Source organism: Candidatus Omnitrophota bacterium (assembly GCA_028716245.1).
Classification (GTDB): Bacteria; Omnitrophota; Gorgyraeia; order Gygaellales; family Profunditerraquicolaceae; genus UBA6249.
In genome coordinates this window covers 361,548-385,482 of record JAQUQW010000002.1, presented here as the reverse complement: position 1 = coordinate 385,482, position 23,935 = coordinate 361,548, and the positions used below count along the sequence as shown (strand labels likewise).

25 protein-coding genes, 4 tRNA genes and 1 other RNA gene are annotated in these 23,935 nt (G+C 43.0%); 4 read left to right on the top strand and 26 right to left on the bottom strand.

Features of this window, described 5'->3' with window-relative positions; genetic code table 11:
• Positions 1–2: 2 nt before the first annotated feature.
• The 22 genes from PHG87_05575 to PHG87_05470 all read right to left on the bottom strand — a co-directional run bounded on the left by PHG87_05575 (position 3) and on the right by PHG87_05470 (position 16,200).
• Entirely contained in the window at positions 3–1,097 is a 1,095-nt protein-coding gene (locus PHG87_05575; protein ID MDD5477643.1) for a restriction endonuclease, read from the bottom strand.
• Positions 1,094–2,602: a DNA methyltransferase gene (locus PHG87_05570; GenBank protein MDD5477642.1), complete on the bottom strand. Its 1,509-nt coding sequence runs from the start codon at positions 2,600–2,602 to the stop codon at positions 1,094–1,096. Before PHG87_05570 ends, PHG87_05575 begins: the two co-directional genes overlap by 4 nt.
• A 5-nt stretch (positions 2,603–2,607) precedes the next feature.
• On the bottom strand, positions 2,608–3,723 hold the full coding sequence (locus tag PHG87_05565) for a class I SAM-dependent methyltransferase (GenBank protein MDD5477641.1): 1,116 nt from the start codon (positions 3,721–3,723) through the stop codon (positions 2,608–2,610).
• A 143-nt stretch (positions 3,724–3,866) separates the two neighbouring features.
• On the bottom strand, positions 3,867–4,064 hold the full coding sequence (locus PHG87_05560) for a helix-turn-helix transcriptional regulator (GenBank protein ID MDD5477640.1): 198 nt from the start codon (positions 4,062–4,064) through the stop codon (positions 3,867–3,869).
• A gap of 61 nt (positions 4,065–4,125) precedes the next feature.
• On the bottom strand, positions 4,126–4,257 hold the full coding sequence (locus PHG87_05555; protein ID MDD5477639.1) for a hypothetical protein: 132 nt from the start codon (positions 4,255–4,257) through the stop codon (positions 4,126–4,128).
• Between the two features lie 2,052 nt (positions 4,258–6,309).
• Positions 6,310–6,386 (bottom strand) — tRNA-His (locus PHG87_05550).
• A gap of 14 nt (positions 6,387–6,400) precedes the next feature.
• Positions 6,401–7,621 (bottom strand): DUF748 domain-containing protein, encoded by a 1,221-nt coding sequence (locus tag PHG87_05545; protein MDD5477638.1) that lies wholly within the window; start codon positions 7,619–7,621, stop codon positions 6,401–6,403.
• An 8-nt stretch (positions 7,622–7,629) separates the two neighbouring features.
• Positions 7,630–7,703, bottom strand: a tRNA-Arg gene (locus PHG87_05540).
• 14 nt (positions 7,704–7,717) lie between these two features.
• A tRNA-Pro gene (locus PHG87_05535) sits at positions 7,718–7,792 on the bottom strand.
• A gap of 13 nt (positions 7,793–7,805) precedes the next feature.
• Positions 7,806–8,423, bottom strand: a complete 618-nt coding sequence (gene rdgB, locus PHG87_05530; GenBank protein ID MDD5477637.1) for an RdgB/HAM1 family non-canonical purine NTP pyrophosphatase — start codon at positions 8,421–8,423, stop codon at positions 7,806–7,808.
• Positions 8,423–9,139, bottom strand: a complete 717-nt coding sequence (gene rph / locus PHG87_05525) for a ribonuclease PH (GenBank protein MDD5477636.1) — start codon at positions 9,137–9,139, stop codon at positions 8,423–8,425. The genes rdgB and rph overlap by 1 nt, the downstream gene beginning before the upstream one ends.
• A complete protein-coding gene (locus tag PHG87_05520; protein ID MDD5477635.1) occupies positions 9,126–9,626 on the bottom strand; it encodes a FumA C-terminus/TtdB family hydratase beta subunit in 501 nt (166 codons plus the stop codon). The genes rph and PHG87_05520 overlap by 14 nt, the downstream gene beginning before the upstream one ends.
• Positions 9,623–10,444, bottom strand: coding sequence for a fumarate hydratase (locus PHG87_05515; protein ID MDD5477634.1), 822 nt, complete (start codon positions 10,442–10,444; stop codon positions 9,623–9,625). Before PHG87_05515 ends, PHG87_05520 begins: the two co-directional genes overlap by 4 nt.
• Positions 10,441–10,833 carry a preQ(1) synthase gene (queF, locus tag PHG87_05510; GenBank protein MDD5477633.1) on the bottom strand — a complete coding sequence of 131 codons (393 nt, stop codon included), beginning with the start codon at positions 10,831–10,833 and terminating at the stop codon, positions 10,441–10,443. The genes PHG87_05515 and queF overlap by 4 nt, the downstream gene beginning before the upstream one ends.
• Entirely contained in the window at positions 10,834–11,505 is a 672-nt protein-coding gene (locus tag PHG87_05505) for a 7-carboxy-7-deazaguanine synthase QueE (protein MDD5477632.1), read from the bottom strand. It abuts the gene before it with no gap.
• Entirely contained in the window at positions 11,502–12,155 is a 654-nt protein-coding gene (queC, locus tag PHG87_05500; protein MDD5477631.1) for a 7-cyano-7-deazaguanine synthase QueC, read from the bottom strand. The genes PHG87_05505 and queC overlap by 4 nt, the downstream gene beginning before the upstream one ends.
• Positions 12,145–12,501: a 6-carboxytetrahydropterin synthase QueD gene (gene queD, locus PHG87_05495; protein MDD5477630.1), complete on the bottom strand. Its 357-nt coding sequence runs from the start codon at positions 12,499–12,501 to the stop codon at positions 12,145–12,147. The genes queC and queD overlap by 11 nt, the downstream gene beginning before the upstream one ends.
• Positions 12,494–13,285, bottom strand: a complete 792-nt coding sequence (gene murI / locus PHG87_05490; protein ID MDD5477629.1) for a glutamate racemase — start codon at positions 13,283–13,285, stop codon at positions 12,494–12,496. Before murI ends, queD begins: the two co-directional genes overlap by 8 nt.
• On the bottom strand, positions 13,282–14,376 hold the full coding sequence (locus PHG87_05485) for an N-acetylmuramoyl-L-alanine amidase (protein ID MDD5477628.1): 1,095 nt from the start codon (positions 14,374–14,376) through the stop codon (positions 13,282–13,284). Before PHG87_05485 ends, murI begins: the two co-directional genes overlap by 4 nt.
• A 7-nt stretch (positions 14,377–14,383) precedes the next feature.
• Positions 14,384–14,787, bottom strand: a transfer-messenger RNA (tmRNA) gene (gene ssrA, locus PHG87_05480).
• A gap of 4 nt (positions 14,788–14,791) precedes the next feature.
• Positions 14,792–15,247, bottom strand: a complete 456-nt coding sequence (gene smpB, locus PHG87_05475) for an SsrA-binding protein SmpB (protein ID MDD5477627.1) — start codon at positions 15,245–15,247, stop codon at positions 14,792–14,794.
• Positions 15,244–16,200 (bottom strand): AEC family transporter, encoded by a 957-nt coding sequence (locus tag PHG87_05470; GenBank protein ID MDD5477626.1) that lies wholly within the window; start codon positions 16,198–16,200, stop codon positions 15,244–15,246. Before PHG87_05470 ends, smpB begins: the two co-directional genes overlap by 4 nt.
• A gap of 166 nt (positions 16,201–16,366) precedes the next feature.
• Here PHG87_05470 and PHG87_05465 point away from each other — a divergent pair.
• A tRNA-Leu gene (locus PHG87_05465) sits at positions 16,367–16,447 on the top strand.
• Between the two features lie 5 nt (positions 16,448–16,452).
• Here PHG87_05465 and PHG87_05460 read toward each other — a convergent pair.
• From PHG87_05460 to pyrE, 4 genes are all read right to left on the bottom strand, one after another.
• A complete protein-coding gene (locus PHG87_05460; GenBank protein MDD5477625.1) occupies positions 16,453–17,472 on the bottom strand; it encodes a family 1 glycosylhydrolase in 1,020 nt (339 codons plus the stop codon).
• Between the two features lie 76 nt (positions 17,473–17,548).
• The gene (locus PHG87_05455) at positions 17,549–18,895 is read right to left on the bottom strand and encodes a Maf and M48 domain-containing protein (GenBank protein MDD5477624.1); all 1,347 of its coding nucleotides are present in this window, start codon (positions 18,893–18,895) and stop codon (positions 17,549–17,551) included.
• 187 nt (positions 18,896–19,082) lie between these two features.
• Positions 19,083–20,327 (bottom strand): NAD(P)/FAD-dependent oxidoreductase, encoded by a 1,245-nt coding sequence (locus tag PHG87_05450; protein MDD5477623.1) that lies wholly within the window; start codon positions 20,325–20,327, stop codon positions 19,083–19,085.
• Between the two features lie 8 nt (positions 20,328–20,335).
• Positions 20,336–20,896, bottom strand: coding sequence for an orotate phosphoribosyltransferase (pyrE, locus tag PHG87_05445; GenBank protein MDD5477622.1), 561 nt, complete (start codon positions 20,894–20,896; stop codon positions 20,336–20,338).
• Between the two features lie 76 nt (positions 20,897–20,972).
• Here pyrE and PHG87_05440 point away from each other — a divergent pair, with 76 nt between their 5' ends.
• Genes PHG87_05440 through PHG87_05430 form a run of 3 tightly spaced genes read left to right on the top strand, consistent with a single transcriptional unit; the run spans position 20,973 to position 23,894 of the window.
• Positions 20,973–21,698, top strand: a complete 726-nt coding sequence (locus PHG87_05440) for a ComF family protein (GenBank protein ID MDD5477621.1) — start codon at positions 20,973–20,975, stop codon at positions 21,696–21,698.
• Between the two features lies 1 nt (position 21,699).
• Complete coding sequence (locus PHG87_05435) at positions 21,700–22,803, top strand: LptF/LptG family permease (GenBank protein MDD5477620.1); 1,104 nt, start codon at positions 21,700–21,702, stop codon at positions 22,801–22,803.
• Positions 22,791–23,894 (top strand): LptF/LptG family permease, encoded by a 1,104-nt coding sequence (locus tag PHG87_05430; protein ID MDD5477619.1) that lies wholly within the window; start codon positions 22,791–22,793, stop codon positions 23,892–23,894. The genes PHG87_05435 and PHG87_05430 overlap by 13 nt, the downstream gene beginning before the upstream one ends.
• Positions 23,895–23,935 lie beyond the last annotated feature (41 nt).

The following is a 23,935-nucleotide window of genomic DNA, read 5'->3' as shown; positions in this document are numbered from 1 at the left end:
GACTAATCAAAAGAACTCGTAGGAAGGTGTAAATTCAGCAATTTGCCAAACTCTTGATTAGACAAATAACCAAATCTTTTACCGCGATGACCAATAAAATTAATGGCATAAGGGGACAATTTTCTATACTCTTCTGTACCCTGCTTCGCTATACGTAACTCGTATTCATCTTCGCCAACCCTAGAAATAATCGCGAGATCACCCACATCAGCTAGTTTGGTATATCTTAGCCTACTTGTACCAAGGCGAAAATCTAAGTTATTCTCAGCTTCAAAAGTCACCCTGGTTTTTTTATCTAGAATATTTAAATCTATATAATATAGCTTAATTAAAGTTGAGTAAGTCGTCTTAACTCCTCTTTGATTTCTAACTGTTAAAGCTGGAAAGAAATCAAAGCAATCACGACTTAACCAGAAATATTGAGTCCCAAGCCCAGCTTTACTCCCTGGAGAGGCCTGGATTCGCGCTACATCATTATGGCCTAAAGTTATTACCATTGTAACTTCTTGGGTTTCATCAAGAACAACCGCACCCGAAATTTCATCAAACAACAGATTCCAAGCCGGAGCTCTTCTATTACGAAGTGTAGGTTTGTATATTTCCCATTTTTGCTTATTTATCTCTCCAATTAAACTTCTCCATGAAAACCCCATAGAAGAAACTGTATCGGTATCTAACATAATTGACCCCTCTACATTCTGAGACATTCCAGGGCCAGTAAAATTTCCAGAAGTAACAACTAAACGCTCTCCTAAAGAATTAACTCGTCCATAAAGCTTTGCATGCAAAATCCTCTTTCTATTAATTATGTTTACTTCTACTCCACACTCTAAAAGAGCTTCTACTACTTGCTGACTTGTAAGCTTTTGTGAAGTGCTTCCTCCCAAATATGCATAAATGTGACCACCGCGGTCGACATGATTCTTAAAAGTATCATAAAACCTAACACCTCCATTGTAATTTGCAAACCCCGATACGAGATAAAACGCCCCCTCTCCAGGAGTATGATCCCTCACCCATATATTTTCTAACATACTAATTAACCCGGGATGTCCACCAGTAGCATAGACATTAGGATGTAACGCAAACTCGTTCATTTTCGCCTCAAGCAAATCATGTCTTCAGAAGACACTGCATTTTCCATATGGATACTATATCGTTGGTAAGTTTGCAAAGGATAGGAAAAATCGATAATCCATCCTGATTCCCGTGCTAATTCTTTTAATAAGACGGGTGTATTGATATCATATTTCATTCCTCCCAAATAGGTTTTATTGTGTCCGACAATTAGAACAAAGGCCCCTTTGGGTTTAACCACTTTTGCTACTGAATAAAAAATATTTTTCATATTTGAAAAATATCTATACAGCAAAATAGGTAAGTCTCTTCTTCGGAATCCATCATCATCAGAGACTGCATTTTCTAATTTCAACAAAAAACTATAGAGAGTCTTAGGCAAATCAGCCAGATTATTATTAAAATCGTAAGCACAAGATTTCTTTTGGGCTCCCATAAATTCACGGCTACCTGTCAGATTGGCCTCATATCTCCGCAAATCATTGACATCACACAAACCGAGCCATATCAAACTTAATCTTTGCGTATCAATATATGGCAATGCAGTAGCATAAGGAGGACTTGTTATTACTGCATCGAAAAATGAGCCTGTGCCCCATCTCCGAAACCTCTTTCCTATCTCTTGAGCTTCACAATGGTAGGCTTTATTCTTAGATCTTTTGACTCCAATGGCTTCTTGCACTTGCTCCAGACTTGCACAAAAAGAATATAAATCTTCTCGGAAAACATCAATCAAAGCCACAGCCGGAAAAGGACTTTTTCTCCTTCTTATTCTCAAATCTGCTGGCTCTTGCAATGAATAATCTCTTAATAAATTACTAACGATAGAAAGCAGAATTTCTTTACCTACACTGCTATGAGATAAAATAATTTTCCGAAGCAGTTCAATATCATTCAGTTCATCAGGTGGAAACCACTGCGACAAATATCTGAGCCTATCATCCATGTTACTCACGACTTTTCTTCTTCTATCGGAATAAAATTTATCGAAAACAACATCTCCTTCTTCTTTAAGTTTTCTCGTTCTAATACCTAACGCTTTAACTTTTGCGTTTGCTATAAATATAGCCAATGGATTAATATCACATCCTACAGCAGAGATATCCACATGGGCACACTCTACTAATGTCGTACCACAACCACAAAAAGGATCAAGAATCTTTGCTTTTCTATCGATACCCAGTATGTTCAGAATCGAACGAACTATTTGTGGATTAAACCTCCCCTTGTATTCATGTAAATCGTGTGAAGAGTACCGTGTCGATTGTCGTTTTTTCCCGTTTCCGTTGTTTTTTTTCTCAAAAAGATACTGCAAGGTAGGATGCTTCTGATTATTGATTTCATAGTGCGAAAAGTAAACAAGTTTCGAAATATCCGAATTATTAAATCTACCTAATAACTGAAAACCGTCTTTTTTGTTTTTAATTTCTGGAGGGTCTAAAAGCCCTACTACTTCCTTATAAGCGATATCTCTTTCGTAGGGGAAGTATCTATAATCATGCCAATAAATATTAGCTGCCGCCATAATACCTACCTTCTTTTAAAAACTAAGATCTCTTCTGTTCTAATCTTTGCATAGGATAAATTAAAAGATTTCCTTCTAGATTCAATGTTTCGCTTCACTTTGTCTAGAAAAAAGAACCCGTGATCTTTCGCTACACATTCTACTATAAAACCATTATTAATAATCTGCCCGTGTATTTTTGATCTACCCACAACAAAACAAACATGCCCCCCTGAAATTACTGTTTCTTCAAGCAAAGCAAATGTCTTGCTTAAAGCACTCTTAAAATTAAATGCTGTATGAGGGTCCTTTTTAAAGAAATGTGCCCTTGCGCCTATTTCCCGATTTTTTACTCCAATTGGATCATAGCCAAGCCACAACATACGATATTTATGATAAAGCCAATACTCATAAGCATTGGGATAAGGTGGCGAAGTAATTACTAAACCTATGGGCATAGATAAATCTGTTGGCGCAACATCACAAATATCTTTGTTAATAACTGTAGCCCATGTCGTCTTAGTCTCCTCTTTTTCCATTACTTTTGAAAAACGAAGACTATTTGCTATAAAAGATTGAAACACGAACTCTGCTGAAGTATTCTTCTCGATCGAAGCGTAACGAGTATCACTTTCCTGATTAGACACTTTAACAATTATACTTGAAAGAATAAATTTCAAAGTTTCCTGAATAATTTTATTTCTAACTTCGTTTATTTCCCTAAGAATTGCATTAATTGCATTTTGTACATCTTTTTTGAACCAATGATCAACATTAGGCAAATTAATTTCTGTTTTAATATCATAGGTATCCCTTGCTTTCTCAAAAACTTCAAGTGCAACATCAAAAAATCCCTTCGGTAAATCCCTAGTTTTAACCCTACTTATTAAACAGGCTATGGGATTTAAATCAACTCCGATAGAACAAAATCCACTCCTCTGAGCTTCAATTAAAGTTGTTCCACTGCCACAAAAAGGATCGAAAATTGCAGTGCCCAAAGGAACGCCTAATTGCTTAATAAGCTCCCTAGGAATATCGGGAATAAATTTAGCAGGATACGGATGTAAAGAATAGATATTCTTCGAATAACTAATATCCGTAAAATTCCAGTCAGTTTCAGGAGATAACGTCGCTATTGACATAAAATACTCTCTTAAATAAAAAAACCTTCGCCTCTTTTGGCGAAGGTTTGATTTATTTTAACGTGGCAGATTCCCCCTTCAAACATACCACTTTGCAACCTAATTGTTGAATTATTATAACCATAGAAAAGCATATCTGTCAATTAATTTCTCCCTATCAATTCATCTATACTAATTTTAAAAGCATCCGCTAACTTAATCATCGTCTGGATAGTCGGTCTTTTCGCGACGCCCTGTTCGATTTTTGTTATCACATTATAAGATAAGCCGGCTTTCTCGGCTAACTTCTGCTGAGACCAACCCGCTTTCTTTCTTAGCTGCCTTAGTCTTTGTTCTAACATTTTATCTTGACAATATACCACGATTAGACTACTATATTAAGTATACTTCATAACAACCAATTCAATTGTATCTTATCACTAAAAATGCTCTTTGCAAATCAATTTCCGCCCCTAGCATCATTTGAATTTTAGCTTGTTCTTTGAGCAAAAAGGCAAATTTTGCCCGCACCAAAATTTGCCTTTTTGCCAGCACTTCTTTAAGTGTTTATCGGGAGAGGCGCAGCTTGCCGCACCGCCAGCTTTTACTCGTAAATTGCGGCATAGCGGACGAACCTTTAAAAAATTTTGTTTTTAGCTTGTAGTAACGTGTCGGGTGAGGACGCTGTGGCTTGCGCCGCCCCCACCCGGCGCAAGCCACAGCTGCGCCGCACACGCATTAAAATTAGCTGGAAGCGAGCGGCCCAGCGAGCGCCATTGCCCGCTCAATGTGGGAGCGCCCCCCCAGGGCGCGGTGCATTTAAGCTGTTTCATTAGAGACCAGCTTTACCCCGGTATTAGAGACAAAAAACGGATTAGGGGTTTCTCAGGGACGAAAATACTTTCGATCTATCGGATATAAGGACCCCAATTCTAAATGCGCGTTTTCCGCGTGAATTCTAAATGCGGAACTGTAAGAAACAATTAGGGTTTTGTTATACAGCTTAAGGTTCGATACAATTTTTTGCAAAAAATCCCGCTGGGCGTCGGGATTTGCCGGTTATATAATTTTGAGCTTTCGAGGGCTCAAAATTTTATAACTGTCTGCTCTTTGAGCAGACCCGCTGCGATGTAAGTTCCGCCAATTCTTGGCAGACGCAGTCGCCAATTTTCTAAGGAGGTACAAAAATGAAATATTTCCTGTATGCGCGCAAGTCTACCGATACGGAAGATAAACAAGTCCTCTCTATTCAGTCGCAATTGACCGAAGTCCGTGAATACGCAAAGAAAGAAAATCTTGTAATAACACAAGAGTTTCAGGAAGCCAAAACAGCGAAATCACCCGGACGCCCGATATTTAACGAAATGATTAAACGAATTGAGAAAGGCGAGGCGTCCGGTATCATTACCTGGCATCCGGATAGACTTGCGCGCAATTCGATAGATGGCGGTAAAATAATTTACCTTGTAGATACCGGGGATATTATTGATCTTCGCTTCCCTACTTACCGCTTCGACAACAGCGCACAAGGCAAGTTTATGCTCAATATTATTTTCGGTCAAAGTAAGTACTACGTTGATAATCTAAGTGAGAACACAAAGCGCGGCTTGCGCGAGAAGGTAAGGCTTGGCGAATACCCCGCCTTCGCGCCAATCGGCTACTTAAACGATAGAGGGAAAATAACTATTGACCCTCTCGCCTCCCCTCTGGTTCAAAGATTGTATGCCTTGTGCGCTGAAGGAAGATATACGGTTGATGAGATAAGAAAATTGGCGACTGCGTCTGGCTTGGTGAGCAAGAGAGCCAAGCGCCCGCTCTCGTACAGTAACGTCCACAGGATATTAACGAATCAGTTCTATCTTGGCCTCTTTGTGTATAAGGGCGAGATTTTCCAAGGCAGCCACCCGCCTATAATAAACAAAGAATTGTTTGATAAGGTGCAAGAGATTTTAAGGTTCAGGAGCCGACCTTCTTACGAGAGAAAACATTATTTTGTATTTCGTGGGTTTATAAGGTGTGCGGAGTGTGGCTGCCAAATTACAGCCGAAGGACAAAAAGGGCATCACTATTATCACTGCTCAAAGAAACGCGACCCCTGCCCCCAATCCTCCGTTTTTATTAGAGGGGAAAATCTCGCCCAACAAGTCAAAGAGGCCATTAAGAAAGTTGCGCTTGATGACAACGCCTACGCCTGGATGATAAAAGAATTAGAACGAGAGCGGGCGCTCCTTCAAGCCGAGAAAGTTCATAATCGGATTAGTGGTGAAGTGAGAGCGCAAGAGGTTGACGAGCAGTTAAAGCGGCTCTTAGATATGTCGCTGAAAGGTATAATCACCGACGAAGAGTATAAGCAGAAGAAAGCCGAATTGATCAACAGGAAGTTCGATATTTCAGAAAAGGGTGACAGTAACGGGGACTGGCTCGAACACTTCAAAAACTTCCTAACTCTTGCTCACCAAGCCAGTTACATCGCAGCGGAGGCAAATCCCGACGCCCAGCGGGATTTTTTGCAAAAAATTGTATCGAACCTTAAGCTGTATAACAAAACCCTAATTGTTTCTTACAGTTCCGCATTTAGAATTCACGCGGAAAACGCGCATTTAGAATTGGGGTGGGTAACGGGGATCGAACCCGCAACCTTTAGAGCCACAGTCTAACGCTCTGACCAATTGAGCTATACCCACCATAATCTAAAAAACTAATTTGCCGCAGCCGGCTTATTTATAGCCTCTTCAAAAAATTTCTTTATGCCGTTGCCTACGGCAAATACCCCGTCAATTGCGGCATTGGAGAAATCCACGCCGCTTTTAAACCCGTTTTGCAGCATTTTACCCGGTAATAATAGCATATCCTGAGGCCGCAATCCAGCCCTGGCCCTGCCCTGCATAAGCTTGCCCTCAAACGCGGATTTTATATCGCCAAAACCAAAAACCGGCTGGTTCATTTTTGTATGCAGGGTAAAATCCAAAACTACCTTTCCCTGATTCATCGTTTTAAACATATCCAGCACCGCGTCGGTCAGCCGCTCTGCCTTCTGCTGCTTCTCTTCAGGAAGCCGCACCTTACGCACGATATCGGCTAGTTCTAAATGGCAAACCGCCGCAACCTCATTATTTACCCCTTTGATATTGCTGCTGAAATTTAGCTTTGCTTTTTCGATGCGCGCCTTCCCTAAATCCACCCAAGTTGAGTAATAAGGATAGAAAACAATGGCATCGATATTTTCAATCTTTAAAGTAGCCAGCATATCCTTTTTGTGAGAATTTATCCATCCCTGCGCAAGGAGTTTTCCGTCGGGCTCTCCGGTATTCCAGGAGATGTTGCCTTTTAAACCAAAATTAGTTACCGCGTCGGTGCTGACAGTGGACAAATTAGTGGCATAAAAGTAAATATCCTTGATTTTAAATTTTATGCTTCCGCTGGTTGCCGTTGAATCGATAAAATTTAACAAACCGGAATAAACCTTCAGGTTTTTTATGATTATGGGTAAAACTTTGTTTTGCGCAGCGGGTGCCACAGTTGGTGCTGGCTCAGGCGCAGGCGCAACAGTTGGCACGGTTTCTACAACAGGAGCACCGCTATCCTGTGCCGGAACAGGCGCAGGTATGCGCTGATAAGTAAGCTGCGGGCTGACAATTTTAACTTTATTAAGAGCAATCCTGCCGATTAAAAAACCGGGAATGCTGGGCGATACATAAATGTAGCTGGCTTTCAGCAAACCTTCGATCGCTAAATCTCTTATCTCCAAATTTAGGGGCGGCTTAATATCCAGCGAACCTATGGTGGTTTTATGGCCGCATGCCCGCTCAATCTTTGCCGCGATTACATTCCTAGCTTCCATCAGAAAAAAGGCGTAGGCAAGGGTAAAAAAGATAACTACAATCGCAATAATTTTGAATATTTTCTTCCAGTTTTTCATAAGTTTTATGCGCCTGGCAGGGATCGGACCTGCTACATTCTGCTTAGAAGGCAGATGCTCTATCCATATGAGCTACAGGCGCATTAATTTTCAAAGTCGGGGCGACAGGACTTGAACCTGTGACCTCCTGCTCCCAAAGCAGGCGCTCTAGCCAAGCTGAGCCACGCCCCGTTTTACGTAAATTTCAATTATAACAACTCGCTACTTGCTTAACAATGTATTTCTGAATTATCCGCTTGGCCTTCTCTAAAGCATGGTAGCGATGGCTCATCTTATGCTTAATTTTTTCCCCAAGCTGGGCAAATGTCTTTTTGTGTTTCGGAATATAGAATACCGGATCATAACCAAATCCGGCGCTGCCTTTCACCTCAAAAGCAATCAAACCGTTGCATTTTCCCTCAACCACTCCCACCAGCCCCCGCTTATCGGCCAGCGCCACAGCGCAAACATAATACGCTTTTCTTTTTAACAGGGGCAAATCTTTGAGCAATCTTAAAAGTTTAAGATTATTCTTAATATCGCTTTTGTCTCTGCCTGAAAAACGCGCCGAATAAATCCCCGGAGCCCCATCCAGAGCATCGACGCACAACCCCGAATCTTCGCCCAAACAAAACTCCCCCGTAAATCGCGCTAACTTTACTGCTTTCTTTACCGCGTTTTCCTTGAAAGTCTTGCCATTCTCAACTACCTTCGGAGAATTTTTATAGGCATCAAGGGATAAAAGAGTTAAATCCATCCCCTTTAAAATTTCTTTTATTTCAAGTAACTTCTTTCTATTTCGCGTGGCAACTACTAACTTCATTATGCTAAGATATCCCCGACTAATTTTCTTTGGATGCTAAAAAGCTCCTCGATACCTTTCCTGGCAAAATCCAGCATGCTATCCATTTTATCTTTAGAAAAAGGCTTGCGTTCGGCATTACCCTGGATCTCGATAAATTCACCCGCACCGGTCATAATCACATTCATATCCACTTCCGCCTTGGAATCCTCCTCGTAACATAAATCTAAAAGCAGGTTATCGTTTAAAATTCCCACGCTGGTAGCGGCAACATAATCCTGAATCGGAACCCGGGTAATCTTGCCGTCTTTTTTAAGTTTTTGCAAAGCATCGACTAAAGCGATAAAACTGCCGGTAATCGAAGCAGTGCGCGTGCCTCCGTCGCCCTGAATGACATCGCAGTCAATCCAAATGGTGCGCTCACCCAAATATTTCATCTCCGTAACTGCCCGAAGCGATCTACCGATCAGACGCTGAATTTCATAAGTGCGGCCGGAATCTTTTCCGCGCGGAATACGCGTTCCGCAGGAACGGGGAAGCATGCCATATTCCGCAGTAACCCAGCCGGTGCCTGAGCCCCTTAAAAAAGGCGGAACAATCTCTTCAACGGACGCGGTGCAAATTACTTTGGTATTCCCTAATTCGATTAAACAGGATCCTTCCGGAAATTTAATATAATTTCTGGTAATGTTGACTTTTCTGATTTTATCCGCCCCGCGCCCGTCAATCCGCATCATAAATACATCCTCCATTAGCATCGATTGCCACAATCAAAGGAAAATCCTTTACTTCCAATTTTACGATTGCCTCCGGGCCTAAATCCCGGTAAGTAATTGTTTTGGCACTTTTAACATAACGGCTCAAAAGCGCCCCGCAACCGGCGTAAGTTATAAAATAAACTCCTTGATGTTTTTTAATCGCATCTCTTACTTCTTTGGAGCGGCTCCCCTTACCAATCATCCCGCTTAATCCCTTGGCCAGTAAAAACGGAGTAAACTCATCCATGCGCGAGCTGGTCGTCGGGCCGCACGAACCGATAATTTTGCCCTTCGGGGTCTGCGTCGGGCCACAATAATAAATAATCGCACCTTTAAGTTCAAAAGGCAGGCGCTTGCCGGCTTTAATTGCCGCAACCATCCGTTTATGCGCCTGGTCGCGGGCGGTATAAATTGTCCCGCTAAAAAAAATCTGTTGCCCGGCTTTCAAAGAGTTTAATTTTTTCATAAGATTACTGAAGCGCTTCGTAAGGCGTGGCAACTGATATTCACGCTCACCGGCAGGCCGGCGATATGCGTGGGATATTTTTGGATTTTTACGGCCAATGCCGTACACCTGCCGCCCAAACCCATCGGCCCGATCCCGGTTTTATTTATTTTTTTTAATAAATCATTTTCTAATTTTGAATTTTTAGCTTGTATTTTAGTCAATAAGGCCTTCTTGGCCAAAATGCCGGCGTAATCGGCCGTCCCTCCGATCCCCACGCCCACAATATACGGCGGGCAGGCATCCGGGCCCGCGCTTATCACCGCGTCAACAATAAATTTCTTGATCTCTTCTATGCCGGCTGTAGGCTTAAACATCATCAGGCGCGATTTATTTTCACAGCCAAAGCCTTTAGGCAGGACCGTTAATTTTATTTTATTTCCCTTAACTATATCCGTATGGATTATACAGGGAGAAAATTTAGGATTCCCTCTTAAAAGCGGATCATTAACAATCGAATTTCTCAAAGAGTATTTTTTATAGCCATCATCAATTCCCTTATTGATCGCAACTTTTAGATCTCCGCTTATTTTTACATCCTGGCCAACTTCGGTAAACACAACCGGCATGCCGGTATCCTGGCAGATCGCCAGGTTTTTTTTCCTGGCATAAGCGGCATTATCCAGTATCGCCTTAAGGATTGTTTTTGCCCGCTTATTTTTCTCAAATTCATAAGCTCTGCGCAAAACAGTTAAAACATCCTGGCGCAAAATAAAATTAGCCCGCCGCACTAGTTCAGTAACGGCTTGGCTTATTTGACTTGCCTTAATTTCTCTCATTTAGCTTTATATTCCCGCGATACAGTAGTCGTGATACCGCCCCGGGGATTAAAAACTCCGGTAATCTTTAACCAGCGCGGCTTGACTGCGGCCGCAAAATCCTCAAGCATTTTATTGATCAGATGCTCATGGAAAATTCCCATATTGCGGAAAGATATGGTGTACATCTTAAAAGATTTTAACTCCACACAGAATTTAGCCGGGGAATATTCGATGCGGATAACCGCAAAATCCGGCAGACCGGTCTTCGGGCAAATACAGGTAAACTCCGGAATATCCAGATTGATCATATAAACTTTATCCGCGTATTGATTGAGCCAAACCTCAATGGGAGGAGTTTTTAATTTCCGTATATTTTTCTGTAAACCTTCATAATCCGATTTTTTCATTTATCTTAACCCCGCTATTTTATGGATTTGCGGTATAACGCAAGCCGTAACTCTATGTTGGTTAGCTATCTCTTTGAACCGCGATAACTTTTCACCTAAAACATTCATGCTTTCGTAACTATTCGGCTGTAAAACCAAGACGCTGGAAGGGCTTATCTCCCTGATCAGGCCCAGGGCCTCCAGCAAATCTTCTTCCTGCGTAGCCTGGCAAATAATTGCCTTAAGAAATACTTCTTTTTTTACGGCAACTTTTAAAAATTTCCGGTGCATCTGCCAAAGGTTGCCCATCCCGCTTGAACTGGGGAATTTTAAATCCATGGCCACGATATCGATGTGGTCAATTATCTCCTCTAACTCAAAAAATAATGTGCCGTTGGTTTCCAGGTAATGCCGGTGGCCGTGTTTTGCGGTAAGCTTTAATATCTCTTTTAAAAAATCCTTATATAAAAGCGGTTCTCCACCGGTAAATGAGACGGAATGGTATTTATTGCGGTAAAGCTTGATCTCCTCGAAAAGCTCACGCGGCTCATATTCCATAAACCGGTCAAGTTTGGTATCGCAGTAGCTGCAGCTCAAATTGCAGTTAAAAAAACGCACAAAGATCTGCCTCTCCCCTAAATAAATACCTTCGCCCTGCACGCTTTCAAACACCTCGGCAATCTTGGCCTTCATCTTTTGCTTAGCGGATCAACTAAACCCGCCTCTTGAAAACCTTTGGCGCGGTAATGGCAGCTGTCGCATATCCCGCAGGAAAGTTTTGCCCCGCGGTAACATGACCAGCTTAAATTAAACGGCACGCCCAGTCTTTGCCCCAAACTGATAATTTGCGCTTTTTTCTTATTTAATAACGGAGCTAAAATTTTAATCCGGACGCCGCCATATGTACCCACCTTGGCCATCTGCGCAAAAGCTTTAAAAAATTCAGGACGGCAATCAGGATAACCGGAATAATCCTGGGCATGCGCGCCGATAAAAATTGCCTTGGCCTTGATCGTTTCGGCAAACGATAAGGCGAAACTTAAAAATATAATATTGCGCGCCGGAACATAAGTAGGCGGAATGCCTTTGGTAATTTTATCCGGGACTTTTATTTTCCTGTCTAAGAGCGCCGAACCCTTCCAGGGAAAATCAATTTTTAAAATTCTGTACGCGGATCCGCTGGCCTTGGCAAGCTTAACGGCGCAGTTAATTTCTTTTCGATGCCGCTGGCCATAATCAAAAATCAGGCAGTAACAGGTATATCCTTTTGCTTTGGCCAAATATAAAACCGTCGCCGAATCCAGGCCGCCGGATAAAAGCACTACCGCCGGTTTATTCTCCATAAGTAGCGCAGCTGGCGGCGTTTTCCCAAACAGTGACGGAATCAAGTAAAGGAATTTTAGTTATAAGCTTTTTATAAATATATTTTGCGATATTCTCGGATGTCGGGTTGACTTTCTTGAAATAGACCAGTTTATTTAAATATTTATGGTCCATCTCTTCTAAGACAGCGTTTAATTTTTTCTTCAACTCCTTGAAATCTATAACTATGCCGATATTATTCAGCTCTTCAGATTTAACAATTACTTCTATCCGCCAGTTGTGGCCGTGCAGGTCTTCGCACTTGCCCTTATAGCCTCTTAAATTATGCGCGGAACTAAAACTGCCTTCTACTTTTAAGCTATACATTATCCACCTTCTTAACGTTGCTTAATTTCTTGCCCATAAACCTCTGGGCTAAAGAACTAAACCACTCCGGATTATCGCTGACATAAAATTTATGTTTTCCGCCTTTACCGCGGTTAAGCATATCTTCACCGGCTAAAATCTTCTTTACCTCAAAAGCTACTTGTTTAGCCGAGTCAATCAAAGTGACATGTTTGCCTAAAATTTCCTGGATTACCGGTTTAAGCAAGGGATAATGCGTGCAGCCTAAAATTACCGTATCTACTCCGGCCTGGCGCAGCGGTTTTAAATAAGTCCTGGCCACGCTTAAAACAACCTCGCCGCTAAACCATCCCTCCTCGACAAAAGGGACAAACAATGGGCAGGCAACCGCGGTAACTTTGGCCGCAGGATCCAGCTGCCTGATCTCTTTTTCATAAGTGCGGCTTTTAATCGTCCCCTTGGTCCCGATTACCCCAATGCGTTTATTCTGCGAAGCATAAACCGCTTCTCTTGCTCCGGGGGTAATTACGCCGATAATCGGGGCGCGGAAATGGTTCTTGATTACCGGCAGGGCAAAACTGGAGGCGGTGTTACAGGCAACGCAGATAAGCTTAACATCCTGTTTCAATAAAAATAAAATATTCTCGATGGAAAAACGGATAACTGTCTGCGGCGACTTGATCCCGTAAGGAACCCGGGCGGTATCGCCGAAATAAACTATATTTTCATTGGGCAGCTGGCGGATTATCTCCCTGGCTACCGTAAGCCCGCCTACGCCTGAATCAAAAATACCGATTGAGCTCATCTTGTCGATACCTCCACTAATGCCATATTCTGTGAATAATCCCTCAGGCCTTCCAATATGCCTTCGGCTAATTTTTGGCGATACGCCGCGGTCCTCAACAATCTTTCTTCATTTAAATTCGAAACAAAACCAACCTCAATCAATATGCCCGGCATCCTGATCCCTTTTAACACCTGGAAACGGGCATTTTTTACCCCCAAAATATTAGCGTCAATACAAGAATCCATAATCCTGCATAAAGAATGGGAGAGCTCGATAGATTCAGCCCGGCTATTGGCATAAATCATATCCCAGATAATCGTCCTTAAATCCTGGGAGCTGCTGGCAAACGCGGCGTCTTTTAAATTTAATGAAGCGTTCCTTGCCGTAAGCGCGGCGCGCTTGGCGTCACTCACGCTGGGAGCCACATAATAAACTTCAAAACCGCTCAAAGAACGCGAACGAGCCGCGTTAGAATGAATACAAATAAATAAATCCGCTCCGGATCTATTGGCGATACTCACCCGGCTGGAAAGAGGAATAAACCTATCCGTTGAACGGGTAAGGACTGTCTGCACGCCCTCTTCTCTTAAAAGGCTGCTTAATCTTTTGGCAATATCTAAATTTACATCCTTTTCCCTTAAGCCGCTCCTGCCGATGGCTCCGGGATCATTTCCTCCGTGGCCGGCGTCGATAACCACCCGGGTTAATTTTATTTTACCCGTGCCGATGCGCCGATGCGCCGCGACAACTGGTTTAAATAATACATCAAAGACCTCTTCCTTAAACTGCCGGGGCACCACAATTGTGCCTTGATAAACATCTACCGGAAAACTTAAATGCATGATGTCATCATTAACTAAAATTACGCTGTCCCCTACCCGCAAATTTACGGACTTACTGCCATTACTCAAATAAACCGTGCGCAAAAGCGGCTCATACTGCATCCGAATCTGGCGCAGATCGCAGAGGCTGACCAAAGGATAGTAGGTCTGCCCGCCGATAGAATAAGTGGCGATATTCTCATCGGTTGGAATTGTGGCGCAACCGTTGATTAGAAGAATCAAGCAGATATAAAGAAAAAATGATTTTAAAGATATATTTATTTTCATAATTTTATGGTGGAGGTGGGCGGAATCGGACCGCCGTCCCTAAGTAATCAAACAAAAGCCGCTACATGCTTAGCCTTGTAATTTATCTTAACCTTGCAACTTCTACAGGGCAGGATTTGCAAGGAGCAGCCTTTTAAATCTCGCTCCGGCTTCAAAGGCAACCACCGGAACTATCCTACTAAGGCCCTAATCCATCCCGTAGGCGAGGATGGTTAGAGGCTGCTTTAACTTAGTTAAAGCAGACTGGACTAAAGAACATCGGTTTCGCCAATGACGGCGTAACAAATGTTCCTAAACGTGACACTTGCGTGTTTGCGTTTGAATTGTGCACGGGTTATTAACGCGGCTAACCATGCGTCCGCGGCATGCTGCTCTTATCCGACATATCTTAAGTCGAACCCTTTCACCCCCCTATTTATTTTCTCCTATTCTTTACCACCCGGCGCATCTCACGATCCGTTTCCCTGCGCTTAATACTCTCGCGTTTATCGTAAAGTTTTTTACCTTTACAAAGCGCCAACTCCACCTTAACAAAACCCCGGTCATTAAAATAAATCTTTAACGGAATTAAAGTCAGGCCTTTTTGGGTAAGCTTGCCGATAATCCTCTCGATCTGGCCCTTATGCAAAAGAAGCTTACGCGGCCGGTCCGGGTCAACGTTTAAATAACTGGCCTCGGTATAATGGCTAATGTGGGCGTTGTATAAAAAAATCTCTTCTTTTTCAGCGCGGGCAAAACTGTCGTCTAAATTAATTTTACCGGCGCGCAGGGATTTTACTTCCGAACCCTTAAGCTCAATGCCGCTCTCTACGGATTCCAGGACATCATAATCCCGGTAAGCCTTGCGGTTAGTGATGATATTTTTACTCATTTTAGCACAACCAGCGATAAATATAAACCTAAAAATAACGGTATCGTAACCAGGCTGATGATGTGGCTAAAAAATACACCCTGGCTGATCAAGGCGTCTTCCCGGTTATAATGGCGGATAATCACCGATAAAGATGTTGCCGAGGGCATGGCTAACTGCATAACGATCAAAAAACCAAATAATTGCGGCAGCCCCAGCTTAAGCACAAGCCACAGGCCTAACAGCGGCAAAATAATCAGCTTGCCTAAGAGAAAAAAAGAAACCGCCTGCTTATCGATATTCTTCAGCCGCGCTAAAGCAACGTTGCCTCCGACGACAATCAAGGCCAAAGGCAAAGTGCAGTTACCGATCATTTGGATAGGTTTAAATATGACCGCCGGTATGAATTTATTTAACCCCAGCGCTATAAGCGTAAGAGTCGATAAATTCGCGATTACCGGAGGGCTGAAAATATGCCGCAACTTAAATTTTACCTCTTTATCGTAAGTAAGCATATATATTCCCAATGACCAGGCCACCAAATCAAAACCCAGCAGGAACAAGAAGATATAAATAAAAATATTGTTCAACTCCTGGCCGGAAAATATGGCTGCCACCATCGCCAAAGGCAGGTATCCGGAATTCTGAAAACCCACCAGGCTTAAAAACTGCAATTTATGATTTTTTAACCTGATCAGCTTAAGCAAAAAGAAACCCACCAGCAGGCCGCAAGCGGTAATTGTCAGGCTGGCCAGCGGAAAAATCCACCAGTTCGGATAAAGGCTGAAGCTGAAATTCTGCAACAACTGGGTAAAGATCATCGCCGGGAAAATAATCTGGATCACCAGGCGGCTTAAAGCATCTAAGCCCAAGTGAGAAAGCATATTTTTCCTTACCAAAATATAGCCTAAAGCCCCCAAAATGAAGATCTGGGCCATGGCAAGTCCGGTGATTTTAAAATGCTCCAAAAACATAATTTTCTCCTGTAATAAACCAATATTATAACAGCAAAAAAACTCAGCCGCAATTCTTTTATACCGAAACTGTTTCCAACCTAATCGGGAAATGGGGGAGAAGGAAAACGTCCCCGATAACTGATTGACAGGATAAAGAGGCTAATATATACTTAAGATTAATTTTGCGGGGGTGGCGGAATGGCAGACGCGCACGTCTCAGAAGCGTGTGGGGCAACCCTTGAGGGTTCAACTCCCTCCTCCCGCACTAAATTATACGGCTCTATCCTTCCACTTCCGGTGACACTCTCGATAGGCTTTAAAAGAGGATTTGCGGGAATAATCCCAGCGCACCAAACCAAAATAATCTACCCCATTTTTCCAGTGATTTTTAGTGTCCCGGAAAAAGGCCCAAAAAATTTTCTCTACCTGGGGATCTTTTAATAGTTCAGTATACACGTCTTTTAGCCACTGGGCTTGTTGGCGTTCATCAGGATTTTTGCCCATCCACCAATTATCTGCCCTTAATCCCAACTTTACCCCGGGACAACCGATTTCAGTTATCCAGATTTTCTTGTTGGCATCCCCGTTGCGCGCCATTATCTTATGGACAAGCTTAAAATAACCGGCTAAAGCTTTTATGGCATCCTTGCTATGTAAAGGGCTTTCGAAAAAATGCAGGTTTAATATATCGAAATAATCTTTGGCTCCGTTATCATAAAGGTGATTAATGCTGGCCGGCCCATTGGCAATACCGCCGTTTAGGATCTTACAATCCGGATCTATTCTTTTAGCCGCCAGATACACTTCTTTTAGCAGGCCGCAATAGGAGTTAAGGCTGTCCTGTTGTTTCCAGTAGATAGCAGAATCCGGCTCGTTCCAAACCTCCCAGTATTTAACCTGATCTTTATAGCGCTGTATAACCTTGTTCGCGTAATTGACGAATATTTTATTATCTTTAGGCGGACAATTCCACTCCCCACAGGAAGAAGCCCAACTTGTACTGTAATGCAAAATACCCAGGATATGAATTCCTTTACCTTTGAGTAATTTAACGACATTATCATATTTAGAAAAATCAAACTTACCCTCTTGCGCTTCAATATCCCCCCATAGGAAATCCAATCTTACCCAGCCAACCCCGGCCTCCTGCATCAAAGAAATAGTTTTCTCCAAATCACGATTACCGGGATATTTATAGCTATTCCAAGAATGATTCCAGTGCAGAAACTCTAAAACTCCAAATGGATTATCGAAATTGGCTTTACTTAAATCTACTAAATTATTCTCCATATTTTCCTTACGCAAAATCTCCGCAGCCGGAAGGCTAGAAAAGGTTAACAAAATTACCGCTAAAAAATAAAATATTTTATTTGTGAGTTTCTTGTTCAATGTTGATATAATCCCCGAAGCTGATTTGCTCTCCCAGTTCCTGTTTGACTACCCTGATCCTGTCAGGCACATAGGGGTGGGTCTTAAAATAGGAACGCTCCTGGAGCGGCGTCCTGCGGTTTATATCCTGCAGTTTGGTTAAAAAAGTAATCATCGCGTGCGGGTTATAACCTGCCAATTTAGCGTAGCGGGTCCCCAATTGGTCCGCCAGCAGCTCATCCTCCCGGCTGTAACCGAGGAGAAATTGAGTAAAAGCGGCGTCCGCGGCAGAGCCTACTTCCCCTGCTCCGGAGACAGGAGTTACTGCCACCAATAATCTTAATATGGAATAACTTTGCATTGCCTGGAGTTTTTTAATGCTGTGCCGGGCGACGATATGCCCTACTTCATGCGCCAAAACACAAGCCAGTTCATCATCATTGGAAACTTTATCCAGTAATCCGCTGTTGACATAGACATAGCCTCCGGGCAGAGAAACGGCATTTACCGTGTCATCATCCAAAACCTGAAAATAGTAATCAATCTCTTTTCTATCACTTACCGCGGCTATCTTTTTGCCGATATCCTCTACGCGTTTCTTCTGTAAAGGGTCGTTGGAAAATTTTAATTCTTTTTCCAGCTGGCGGTTAATCGCCTGGCCCATGGCTACTTCCTGATCCGTGCTGTAGTAATATTTTTCCTCTTGTTTGGTAGCCAGGTTATACTCGGTGGAACAACCGGAGAGCGCCCAGGCAAAACAAATTAAAGACAACACCCCCAGTTTCTGAAAAATACGATAGAGTTTCCGCAAAGGCAAGCCGACGACATTATAAAAACAGCCGTCGATCCTCTTGATAAAAAATGCCCCCTTGCCCTGGATATCAAAACTCCCCGCTTTATCCAACGGAGAAACCTGCTTGAAATAATTATTAATTTCTCTATCGCTTAATCGGTCCATATAAACTTTTGTTTTTTCATAGTCAATGGCGATTCGATCTTTGCCTTTATCTTTTTTTATAACTGCCAGACCGGTATAAAGCCATTGCGGCGCGCTCGATAATTTCTTAAGCATAAGCCGGGCAGCGCGTATGTTTTTGGGCTTGCCGAAAATCTTGCCATCCTGCACGCAGATAGTATCGGCGGCGATAATGATCCCCTCTTTTACTCTGGCGGCAACCTCTTTGGCCTTGTCGCGCGCGTTATTCTTGACTAATTGCGCGTAAGATAAATTCCCGCGCCGGTCATTCTCTTTAACTTTAGAAGGAAGGACTTTAAACTTCAGGCCGAATTTCTCCAGCAACTTTTTCCTGGCTTTTGATTTAGAGGCTAAGTAAATTTTATTCATCAGATTATTATTTACGGGTCCTGCCGAGCCTTGTTCTCCCAGCACCGCTCGATTTTCCCCTGCGAGGAAAATCTTCGCTTCGGCAAAAATTTTCGCTCTGCCGGGACATTTATTGCGGGCAACCGTGCCCGCGCTCAAATTTTTGAGATGCTGCTCGAATCAAGGCTCGTCACCCGTAAATATGACCTTAATTCGATGCCGCGCTTTCTCCCGCAAGATATCCGGTCGAGAATGCCGCCTGAAGGTTAAATCCGCCGGTATCGGCGTCAACATCGAGCATCTCCCCGCAAAAATACAGCCCCTTAACCAGGCGCGACTCCATGGTCCGCGGATTGATCTCCTTTAAACTCACCCCGCCGCGGGTCACCATCGCTTCTTCAAGCGGCCGGGGTCCGGAAATATCCAAACGAAAACCTTTAAGCAAGGAAATTATCTTTTGCCTTTGACTCTGGGTAATCTGGCTGCATTTTGTAAGCGGAGCGATTCCCGTGGCATCCATAAAAACTTTAATTAAACGCAAGGGTAATAATCTTTTAAGCGCATTCTGGATAATTTTTTTAGAATTGGTTTTAAACTCCCTAAGCAGGCGGCCATCCAGCTGCTCGATAGATAATGCCGGCTTTAAATCTATCTCCGCGTAAACTTTTTTACTTTCAGCCAGCAAATCGATCACCCTGCCGCTTAAAGTAATTACCAGCGGCCCGGATATTCCGGTCGCTGTAAAAACTAATTCCCCTACCTCGGAAATAATCTGCGTTTTGCCGTCGGAAAACTCAAGCCGGATATTGCGCAAGGTTAAACCCTCTAATTTTTTAGGATAACTTTGTTTCACATCCAAAGCGACCAAACCTGCCCGCAAAGGCACAATGGTATGACCGGATTTTTTAGCGATATTTATTGCTGAGGCGTCGGAACCGGTAAAACTGTAACTTGCCCCTCCGCCGGCTAAAATTATCCGCTGGGCCGTGATGATCTTTTCATCCTCTAAACGTACCCCCCGGGCTCCTCCATCTTTAACCAGCAAATCAATAACCTGGCTTTTGTAAATAATCTTTACTTTAAGCTTTTCCAACTCTTTTTTTAATATATCCAGGACACTGGAAGAGCGGTCGCTTTGAGGAAAAACGCGCATCTGACGCTCAACTTTTAGCTTTAAACCGCGCTCTTCAAAAAAAGAAATCAACTCTTGGCTAAAAAACTTCTTAAAGGCATCCCTTAAAAAGTCGCCGCTCTTTGAGAAACGTTTGAGAAAATACTGGAGATCTTCGGTATTGGTAAGATTACAGCGTCCTTTGCCGCTTAAGAGGAGCTTGTTTCCGAGGGTGCTCTTTTTTTCAAGCAGGGTTACATCCTGGCCAAGAGCTGCTGCCCGGATTGCCGCCATCATCCCCGATGGCCCTGCGCCGACTACGACAATTTTTATTTTTTCCACAAGAACACCTAGAGGCCGAATTCCGAAATTTTGAAGATTGGCTCTAATTTTAAACCTGCTTTAGCTAAATTTTCAACAGCCCCCTGGTTGCGATCGACAATTACGATTGCCTTCTCGGCGATTACCCCGATTTTATCCAATGCCTGTTTTGCTTCCAAGATCGCCTTGCCGCTGGTCGCCACGTCATCGATCAGGATTACACGGCCGCCTTTTTTTAACTCCGGGCCTTCGACCTGCCTCTGTGTCCCATGCTCTTTGGCCTGTTTACGCACAATAAATGTTTTAATCGGCTGTTTATTGATATAGCTTAAAACGGCCAAGGCTCCTACAATAGGATCAGCTCCCAAAGTCGGACCGCCGATAGCATCCACAGCTTCATCTTTAACCATATCCAGAATAATGCCGGCAACTAAATATGCGCCTTCCGGACTCAAGGTAATTACCCGGCCATCAAGATAATAGTTACTCTCTTTACCCGAAGAAAGAATAAATTTACCTCTTTTTAAAGCCTCTTTATTCAATAATTTAAATAATTTTTCCTTTAATTCCGCGCGGTTCGCCTTTTCCATGATAATAATTCTACTATCGATAGAGCCGGCTGTCAATTACTTTGACAAAGCCAATTTTCATTGTTATTATATCTTTATGTTGCCCGGTTTGCTTAAAGGATTAAAGGATTTAATTTATCCAAACTACTGCCTGGTTTGTAAAAACAGGGTTGAGGCAACCAAAGAGCGGGATTTAGTCTGCCGCGGCTGCTGGGACAAGGTCGAAAAGAACCTGCCTCCTTTCTGCGCTTCATGCGGCAGGCACCTGGACGCCAAAGCAATAGAGAAAAACACTTGCGCCAGCTGCGCGAACGTAAAATTTTATTTTGACCGGGCATTCAGCCCCTGCCCATACACAGGTTCCGTAAAAAAATTGATCCATGAATTCAAATATGGCGGTAAAGATTACCTGGGAAAACCGCTAGGCTCGATTATGAATACTTTTATCCGGGATTATAATTTACCGATCCAACATCTTGATTTCATTATCCCTGTACCGCTGCATAAAAGCCGGCAAAGAGAAAGAGAATTCAATCAGGCTGAAATTTTAAGCCGGCAGGTGGCCGAAGAATTTAATAAGGAACTGCTCACTGAGGCGCTTATTCGCAGCAAACCAACCAAAACCCAAACCGAACTAACTTTAGAAGAGCGGCGCAGGAATGTAGAAGAAAGTTTTCGGGTTGCTCGTCCGGAGTTAATTAAGGATACAAATTTATTGCTGATCGACGATGTCTTGACTACCGGAGCCACCTCAAACGAAGCAGCTAAAAGTTTAAAGCAAGCCGGAGCAAAAATAGTGCTTTTAATGACTTTAGCCGACTAGAATGAAAATACTGCGTAATTATATTTTAAGAGAATTTATCGGGCCCCTGCTCCTGTGCCTGGGGACATTAACCTTCCTGATGGTATTAATCGGCAACCTAAAGCGCATTGCCGATTTAGTCATCAATAAAGGAGTGGATTTCTTCAGCGTGGTGCAGATTTTTATCTACCTTACTCCTTATATCGTTACCTATACCCTGCCTATATCGATACTGGTGGCGATATTACTCGCTTTCGGCAGATTATCCGGAGATAACGAAGTAATCGCGATACGGGCAAGCGGAATAAACCTGTTTAAATTAATCCTTCCCTTATTGACTATCGGCCTGGCTTTAAGCTTGGCGCTGGCGGTTTTTAACGATAAGGCGGCCTCCTACGCGCATTTTGCTTACCGCAGAGTCCTGCAGGAAATGGGGATAAAAAATCCTACCGCCGCCTTCGAAGAAGGGGTATTCATTGATTCCTTTCAAAAATACGTCCTTTTCATCTATCACGTAGACCAGAAAAAGAACCGGCTCAATAACATCCGTATTTATGAACCTCAAGGTGAAGACAAGCCCACCCGCACCATTGTCGCCCGCGCCGGAGAATTTATCACCGTTCCCGGCAAAAACACCATAAAATTAAAGCTCATCGACGGAACAAGCGATGAACCTGACCCGGAAAATCCCACTAACTTTTATAAGCTTAATTTCCGCACCTATTTTATGAACCTGGACATGGCCCAGATGCAGGACAAAGTTGTGGATAAAAAATACAAAGAGATGACTATTCATGAATTAAAAAAAGAGGCGAAAAAATTAAAAAGCGAAGGAATAAGCCCTGCCCCCCTGATTACCAAGATCCATGAAAAGCTGGCTTTGGCATTTTCCTGTTTTGTGTTTATGCTCCTGGGTTCATCGCTGGGGATCATTACGCGCCGGCGCGAAAAAACCATCAACATCGGGATTGCCGTCTTAATTATCATCTGCTATTATCCCTTGTATATAGGCCTGGTGGCAATGGCCATCGAAGGGATCATCCCGGCTGCCCTGGCCTGCTGGATCCCAAATATTATATTTGCCGCAGTTGGAGGTTACTTAACCTATAAACTATGCGCATCTTAGACCGCTACATCTTAAAATCAATTATCACTATATTTTTTTCCTGTGTTTTTGTTTTCCTTTTTCTTTATATTATTATCGACCTGCTTTCAAATTTAGATGAGATCTTGAAACACCAGGCAACTTTAGCGCTTTTGGCCCGCTATTACCTGACCTACCTGCCGATAATGTTCGTGCAGGTTTCCCCCTTCGCCTGCCTGTTGAGCACGGTTTATACCTTCGGCAGGCTCAACCATAATAATGAAATAATCGCCATGCGCTCAAGCGGTTTAAGCATATTTGGGATTGCCGGCAATGCCCTGCTTTTCGGCCTGCTGATCAGCTTGTCGGTATTGTGGGTAGGCGACAGATTTGTCCCTTCCTCTTCGGCTGAAAATCAAAAAATTAAGCTCCAGATGGATGAAGGCTTGGCAAAAAACTCAAAACTCAAAAAAAGCGAAACAATTACCAACCTTTCGATGTACGGATTAAGAAACAGGTTATTTTTCATCAATAAATTTTCTCTGGCAACAAAAACTATGGAAGGAATTACGATTTTGGAGCACGACCAGAACCAAAATCTGATAAAAAAAATCATCGCCACCAAAGGAGTTTATCAGGAGGGGCTTTGGAGATTTTTTCAAAGCATCACTTATAATTTTGACCAAAACGGACAGATAATCGATGAACCGCTTTATCTTGAAGAAGAAATTATGGATATACCGGAAACTCCCGAGAACATGGCTAGCTTAAGGCAGAAACCGGAAGAGATGAGTATCCGCCAGATGCAAGATTATATCTGGAGGCTCTCTAAAAGCGGGGCAACCGGGGTAACCCGGAATTTAAAGGTGGATCTTTACCAACGGTTTACCTCGCCCTTTACAAGCCTAATAATTATATTTCTGGGAATTCCTTTTTCTCTGATGATGCGCAAACGCGCCACGGGGATGTCAGCGATCGGAGTGTCGATTATCGTGGGATTCTTTTACTACGTACTGGATGCCGTATGCCTGGCACTGGGAAAATCCGGGTTACTTATGCCGGCTTTAGCTGCCTCCTTAAGCCATATCATCGTCTTATCCACCAGCCTATATCTTATCACCAAGCTGCCTTAAATAGGGACAGCGACCATTTTTTAATAAAATATTAGAATAAA